The sequence below is a fragment of the Polaromonas sp. P3_C2 genome (assembly GCF_056402675.1).
In genome coordinates, this window is the sequence record NZ_JBFUGX010000182.1 from 1 (window position 1) to 7012 (window position 7012).

At 62.6% G+C, this 7012-nt stretch carries 7 protein-coding genes; 3 read left to right on the plus strand and 4 right to left on the minus strand.

The window, feature by feature from the left end:
* Nucleotides 1–304: 304 nt before the first annotated feature.
* The 3 genes from AC1DWI_RS09750 (at nucleotide 305) to AC1DWI_RS09760 (ending at nucleotide 3895) form a co-directional block, all read left to right on the plus strand.
* On the plus strand, nucleotides 305–586 hold the full coding sequence (locus AC1DWI_RS09750) for a type B 50S ribosomal protein L31 (protein WP_457278651.1): 282 nt from the start codon (nucleotides 305–307) through the stop codon (nucleotides 584–586).
* 205 nt (nucleotides 587–791) lie between these two features.
* Nucleotides 792–2543, plus strand: coding sequence for a hypothetical protein (locus AC1DWI_RS09755; RefSeq protein WP_477670883.1), 1752 nt, complete (start codon nucleotides 792–794; stop codon nucleotides 2541–2543).
* Entirely contained in the window at nucleotides 2540–3895 is a 1356-nt protein-coding gene (locus AC1DWI_RS09760) for an MATE family efflux transporter (protein WP_477670884.1), read from the plus strand. The genes AC1DWI_RS09755 and AC1DWI_RS09760 overlap by 4 nt, the downstream gene beginning before the upstream one ends.
* Here AC1DWI_RS09760 and phoR read toward each other — a convergent pair.
* The 4 genes from phoR to AC1DWI_RS09780 all read right to left on the minus strand — a co-directional run.
* Nucleotides 3883–5238: a phosphate regulon sensor histidine kinase PhoR gene (gene phoR / locus AC1DWI_RS09765; protein ID WP_477724748.1), complete on the minus strand. Its 1356-nt coding sequence runs from the start codon at nucleotides 5236–5238 to the stop codon at nucleotides 3883–3885. The genes AC1DWI_RS09760 and phoR overlap by 13 nt on opposite strands.
* The gene (gene phoB / locus AC1DWI_RS09770) at nucleotides 5235–5960 is read right to left on the minus strand and encodes a phosphate regulon transcriptional regulator PhoB (protein ID WP_477724749.1); all 726 of its coding nucleotides are present in this window, start codon (nucleotides 5958–5960) and stop codon (nucleotides 5235–5237) included. Before phoB ends, phoR begins: the two co-directional genes overlap by 4 nt.
* A gap of 7 nt (nucleotides 5961–5967) precedes the next feature.
* On the minus strand, nucleotides 5968–6669 hold the full coding sequence (phoU, locus tag AC1DWI_RS09775; RefSeq protein ID WP_411879881.1) for a phosphate signaling complex protein PhoU: 702 nt from the start codon (nucleotides 6667–6669) through the stop codon (nucleotides 5968–5970).
* A gap of 19 nt (nucleotides 6670–6688) precedes the next feature.
* Nucleotides 6689–7012 (minus strand): phosphate ABC transporter ATP-binding protein (locus AC1DWI_RS09780; protein WP_477724750.1); only part of this gene is annotated, 324 nt, incomplete at its 5' end.

The following is a 7012-nucleotide window of genomic DNA, read 5'->3' on the forward strand; positions in this document are numbered from 1 at the left end:
GCTAGAACGTGGCCCCCACGGTCGCTCACTTCGTGTAGCTTCCTGCCCCCCGAGGGGGCCGCCCGCCTGCGGTCTGGCAAAGCCAGTCCCGCGGCTCATACTGGATTGAAGATCCAGGGCGCAACCAGTGGGGTATTTACCAGCGGGGGCCGAGGGTCCGGCTTCGCCGGCCCAAGGCGCCGCCCCCTTGAGGGGGGAACAAGTTACACGCAGTGAACTTGGACGGGGGTGCTATAATGTGCGGCTTAGCGGAAAGTGCCCAGGACTGGCTTGGTGTGGCTCCCGCAACGAATAAGGAAAGATCATGAAAGAAGGCATTCACCCCAACTACCGCGAAGTTTGTTTCCTGGACCTGTCCAACAACTTCAAGTTCGTCACCCGCTCCTGCGTGAACACCAAAGAAATGGTGAAGATGGACGACGGTCGCGAACTGCCCCTGTACAAGCTCGATACGTCCAGCGAATCGCACCCTTTCTACACCGGCACACAAAAATCCGTGGACAACATGGGTGGCCGCGTCGAGAAATTCCGCAACCGTTTCGGCAAGACCGCAGCCAAAGAGGCCGCACCCGAAGCTGCGAAGTAAGCTGCCGGATAAGCTGCGAAAAAACTTTCGCCAGCCTGCAAAAAAGCAGCCTGAAATTCAGGCTGCTTTTTTTTCGGCAAAATTTGCCAGGTTACGCGATGTGCCTCAGGCTGGTTTGACGCAGAATCACCCGTAGCCAGGACTGAACGACCCGACAGCAGCCGCGCTCCCTTTCGATCTCCCAGATCTATCCGACCCATACGTTTTGAATAAACCGTCTCCTGCCATCATTGCCCAGTCCGCTGTGCGCCGCCTGCCGCGACTCGCACTGCTGCTGTTTTGCGCAGCCTATGCGCTGCCGGGTTTTCTGGGGCGTGGCCCCTGGAAAAACGAAGACATTGCTGCATTTGGCGTAATGCGTGAACTCGCCTCCATGGCGGGCAACTGGCTGCGTCCACAGTTGCTCGGCCAGGTCACGGAATTCGATGCACTGGCACCGTATTGGCTGGGTGCCATCGCCATCAAGGTTTTCCCCTTTCTGGATCCGGCATGGGCTGTGCGCATTCCATTTGTGGCACTGCTCGTGTTGACGATGCTGGCGACGTGGTACGCCGTTTACTACCTGGCGCGTAGCCCGCAAGCCCAGCCAGTCGCCTTTGCTTTCGGCGGCGAGGCCAGTCCGGTCGACTACGCCCGGGCTATCGCCGATACCGCCCTGCTGGCGCTGATCGCCAGTCTTGGCCTGGCGCAGCTCTCCCATGAAACCACGCCGGCCCTGGCCCAGCTCGGGTTCACGGCGCTGGCCTTTTACGCCATGGCAGCAAGCCCCTACCGTGCGGCCACCAAAATCCTCGGCCCGGCATTCGGTCTGCTGATCGGGCTTGCAGGACTCGCCCTGAGCGGTGCTCCCACACTGGCATTGCTGATTGGCATGGGCGGGGCACTGGTGGAATGGACTCACATGCGCTGGGGCACCGGCCAGTCCGATCCTGCAGCCAGGCAACAGTCCTGGCACTGGGTGCTGCTGATCACCGGCATCACGCTGCTGGTAGCGCTGCTGGCCCATGGGTTGGACCTGTGGCGCTGGAGAATTCACCTGCCGGGCGCAGACGGTCAGTCCGCCCTGAAAGACTGGCGCAGCCTGGGTCGCCTGCTGCTGTGGTTTACCTGGCCGGCCTGGCCGCTGGCGATGTGGACACTTTACCGCTGGCGCAGGCAGCTGGCCAGCCGCCATGTCGCCTTGCCATTGTGGTTCGCCGCGATGGCCGTGGCCGCCACGCTGACGACCACAGCCTCGGACCGCAGCCTGCTGCTGAGCCTGCCGCCGCTGGCAGCGCTGGCTGCCTTCGCGCTCCCCACACTCAAACGCAGCGTGGCCTCGCTGATTGACTGGTTCACACTGCTGTTTTTCACCGGCTGCGGCATCATCATCTGGGTGGTCTGGATTGCCATGCAGACTGGCGTTCCGCGTCAACCCGCAGCCAACGTCGCCAAACTCGCACCGGGGTTTGAACCCAGCTTCTCGTGGCTGGCGTTTCTGGCCGCACTGCTGGCCACCCTAGCCTGGGCTTGGCTCGTCAAATGGCGCGCCGGCGCGCAGCGTGCGGCCATCTGGAAATCGCTGGTACTGCCTGCCGGCGGCGCCACCCTGTGCTGGCTGCTGCTGATGACGCTCTGGCTGCCCCTGCTCGACTATGCCCGCAGCCTTGCGCCCCTGTCGCGCCAGATCGCAAATCTCGTCGACAAAAGCGCCTGCGTTGAGATTTACGGCGTAGGCAGTGCGCAGGCCGCCGCGCTGCAGTACCACGGCGGGCTCGAGCTCCGGCAAGCCGGAACGCAGGCAAGCTGCCCCTACCTGATTGTGGATGTCGAGGCGCAGCCAACGCTCAGCCGCGTCGTTAATTTGCCCGATTGGGCCTTCCAGGCGACGGTGCGCCGACCCACGGACAAGACGGAAAACGTCCTGCTGTTCAAGCGGGTGGGCCTTCCCCGCCCGAACTCAAGAACCAGCCCTTGAGCGAACTCAAGATCATCAGCCAGCACGCGGGCACCGTGCTCGTCGGGCAACTGGCCGTCATGGCCTTCGGTGTGGCCGACACGGTGATTGCAGGCCGCTACAGCGACGAGGCCCTGGCCGCGCTGTCGGTAGGATCGGCGCTTTACATCAGTGTTTACGTTGGCCTGATCGGCATTGTCCAGGCGCTGCTGCCCATCTGGGCCGAAATGATGGGCGCGCGCCGCCATGAGGCGGTAGGTGCTTCGCTGCGCCAAAGCATGTACCTGTGCGGTTTTATCGTGGTGGTGGGTATGGCAGCTATGCTCTTCCCCGGCCCCCTGCTGCGCTGGGCACAAGTGCCTGAACTGATGCGCGATGAGGTACAGCGTTACCTTGCGGTGCTGGCCTTTGCGTTCGCACCATCCCTGCTGTTTCGCATCTACAGCACCTTCAACCAGGCACTGGGCAAGCCGCTGTTGGTCACCTGGCTGCAGGTCGGCGCCCTGCTGGTCAAGATCCCCCTGTCTATCTGGCTGGTGGCCGGCGGTGCCGGCGTAGAACCCATGGGCGCTGTCGGCTGCGCATGGGCCACGCTGATTGTGAACTACCTGCTGCTGGCGCTGGCCATCCTGATGCTGCGCACACAGACGCTGTACCTGCCCTATCGCATCTGGCAACGCATGGAACGGCCGGACTGGCTGCAAATAGGTCACTTCGCCAGGCTCGGCATTCCCGGCGGCCTGGCTTATCTGGTGGAAGTGACGTCGTTCACGCTGATGGCACTCTTCATCGCCCGCCTCGGCACCGTGGCCTCCGCAAGCCACCAGATTGCATCCAGCGTGGCCGCGGTTCTCTACATGATGCCGCTGTCCATGGCCATCGCGTGCAGTGCCCGCGTTTCGTTCTGGATAGGCGCAGGACGCCCGGATTACGCAAAACGCGTGGTGCTGCTGGGGCTGAAGCTCACAGGGCTCGCGGCGCTGACACTCGCGGCCGTGGTTTCAATGGCCGGCCCCGTGCTGGCAGGCTGGTACTCCGGCAACCCGGAAATCGTCGCGCTGGCCTCCGCTTTGCTGGTGTGGGTTGCGTTCTATCACGTCGCCGATGCAACACAGGCCCTGACGGCCTTTTTGCTCCGCTGCTACCGCATCACCATTGCGCCGCTGGCCCTTTATGGCGTGCTGCTATGGGGCCTTGGGCTTCTGGGGGGCTATCGTCTGGCTTACGACGGCATTGCAGGCCAGGCCGCGACGCAGTCCGCCAGCAGTTTCTGGGCGGCCAGCACGCTCGCCATTGGCCTCGTTGCGGCATGTTTTCTGGCTCTGTTGTGGCATGCAGTCAGGCGCAGCCTGAAGGTGACTCAAACTGGTTGAGTCCGGCGAACGCGCACGACGGGAAAAATGATGGAAAAGCAGGAGCCGTGCCCCGGTTCACTTTGAATGTTGAGCTCAGCACCGTGACGCTGGGCGACATGTTTGACGATGGCAAGGCCCAGGCCGGTGCCCCCGGTTTCACGCGATCGGCTGCGGTCGATACGGTAAAAACGTTCCGTCAGGCGTGGCAGGTGCTCAGGCGCGATACCCGGCCCGGTGTCCTTGACCTTGAACTCACCACGCCCGTCCTCCAGCAGCGCCCAGCTGACGCGGACCAAACCGCCCTCCGGCGTGTAGCGCACTGCATTGGTTACCAGATTGGACATCGCGCTATAAAGCTCGGTCTGTACCCCGGCGATTTCGGTGCCTGGCCCCTGGTCAAATTCCAGCTGGTGGCCCTGCGGCGCAATCACCAACGACAAGGCCCTTGCCTCCTGCTCTGATTGGGCCATCAGCGCACTGACGGTCATCCAGTCACTGGCGCCCGGAAACGGGCTGCCTTCCAGTCGCGACAGGGTCAGCAGGTCATTCACCAGCGTCTGCATGCGCTGCGACTGCTGCGACATCAGCGCCAGGTAGCGGGCACGCTCCGGCTCCTTGAGCGGCAGCGTTTGCAAGGTTTCGATAAAACCCGACAGGACTGTCAATGGCGTGCGGATCTCATGCGACACATTGGCCACAAAGTCGCGACGCATGGCTTCTGCCAGCTCCACGGCCGTGATGTCCCGCGACAGTAGCAGCTTGCGGTTTTTGCCATAGGAATGCACATGCACCGACAGCTTCACCGGGCGGGCCGGCGTGCTGAAGTTGCCCGGGATCACCACGTCGTGCGAGAAATCACCCGCTGCCATATAAGCCTTGAAGGCCGGGTCACGCACCAGGTTGGCGATGTGCTGCAGCACGTCGCGCTGGGCGTCAAACCCGAAGTGCTGGCTGGCCATCTGGTTGCACCACTCGATACGGCCTTGCGCGTCGAGCAGCACCACGCCGCTCGGCGAGGCCTGCATGGCCGCCAGGAATTCATCGAGGCGCGCCTGGCTTTCCTGCAACTGTTGATCGCGATTCTTGAGCAGCCGGCGGGTCCGGTCCGCTACCTCGCCCCATACACCGGGAAGGCTGGGGGCGCTGCCGGCCGTCACGGCCGGTGTATCGTTGTTTTGTTCGATGCGCAGCCAGCGCAGCAGGYGGCCGATGTAGAAGCTGTCGATGACCAGCCAGACCATCGCCCCCACAGCCAAGCCTATGCCCAGTCCGAAGGTCAAGCCGTTTGCGGTGCGCGCCCAAAAGCCCAAACCGCCGCCAACAATCATGCAGGCGGCAAAAACAATCCACCGATTGATCATGCGCTGGATTGTGCCGCAGCGACCGGGTTGTTGGCGGCCATCGCCGTCAGCCGGTAGCCGGCGCCGCGCACAGTTTCCACCATGGTGCCCGCTGCGCCCAAGGCCTCACGCAGACGCTTGACGTGGACGTCGACGGTGCGCTCTTCAATGAACACGTGGTCGCCCCACACCTTATCGAGCAGGGAGCTGCGGCTGTGGACGCGCTCGGCGTGTTTCATCAGGTAGTGCAGCAGCTTGAACTCGGTCGGGCCCAGCTTGAGCTCCTGGCCCAGGTAGGAAATGCGATGCGTGGCGGCGTCCAGGACCAGCCCGCCGACGGTCACGCTGTCGTTCACCGACTCGGGAGCGCGGCGCCGCAGCACGRCACGTATGCGCGCCAACAGTTCCTGGGTAGAAAACGGCTTGGTGATGTAGTCGTCGGCGCCGGCATCCAGCCCGGCCACCTTGTCGGGCTCGTCACCGCGTGCCGTCAACATGAGGATGGGAATGCTCTTGGTACGCGCCTGCTTGCGCCAGTGACGCGCCAACGCCAGGCCGCTTTGCCCCGGCAGCATCCAGTCGAGCAGGATGGCATCGGGCAACACAGCGTCGAGTTCGCGCTGGGCCGACACACTGTCTTCCGCCACCACGGGGTCAAAGCCACCATGCCGCAGGTTGACGGCAATCAACTCGGCAATGGCTGGCTCGTCTTCAACAATCAGTATGCGTGGCAGGTGTTTCATTCCGTCTTTACTTTACTGCGGATTCAATCTGTTCCATCGGCGTGTGCCGCACGTCGGCGCCCTTGACGATGTAAATGATGAATTCTGCGATGTTCTTGGCATGGTCGCCCACGCGCTCGATGGCCTTGGCCACAAACAGCAGGTCCAGGCTAGGCGAAATCGTGCGCGGGTCTTCCATCATGTAAGTGATGAGCTTGCGCACAAAACCGTCGAATTCCTGGTCGATCTGGTCGTCTTCCTTGAGGATGGAAACCGCGACCGCGGTGTCCAGCCGGGCAAAAGCATCCAGTGCCTTGCGCAGCAGGCCGGAAGCAAGCTCCGCCGCGATGCGCAGGTCGGACGAAGGCAGGGCACGGGCCGATCCGCTTTCTATGATGGACTTGACCATGCGGGCAATCTTCTCGGCCTCGTCGCCGGCACGCTCGAGGTTGGCTGTGGTCTTGGAAATCGCAATCAGCAGGCGCAGGTCGCGAGCCGTAGGCTGGCGCCGCGCAATGATGGACGACAGCTCGCGGTCGATGTCGATTTCCATCGCGTTGACGCGCGATTCGGTTTCGATCACCTGGTTGGCGCTTTCGGCGCTGAACTGGGACAGCGCATAGATGGCCAGGCGAATCTGCGACTCGACGAGGCCGCCCAACTCCATCACGCGCGAAGAGACGCCGTTGAGTTCGCTGTCAAACTGGGTCGATAGGTGTTTATCAGGCATGTGTGCTCCCTAATCCGTATCAGCCGAAACGGCCGGTGATGTAGTCTTCGGTTTCTTTACGTTTTGGCTTGAAGAACAAGTCTTCGGTTGCTCCAAACTCAACCAGGTCGCCCAGATACATATAGGCGGTGTAGTCGCTGCAGCGGGCCGCCTGCTGCATGTTGTGCGTCACGATGACTACCGTGTATTCGTTCTTGAGCTCGGCAATCAGCTCTTCCACCTTGGCGGTGGAAATAGGGTCCAGCGCCGAACAGGGCTCGTCCAGCAGCAGCACTTCAGGCTTGATGGCGATGCCGCGGGCAATGCACAGGCGTTGCTGCTGGCCGCCCGAGAGGCTGGAGCC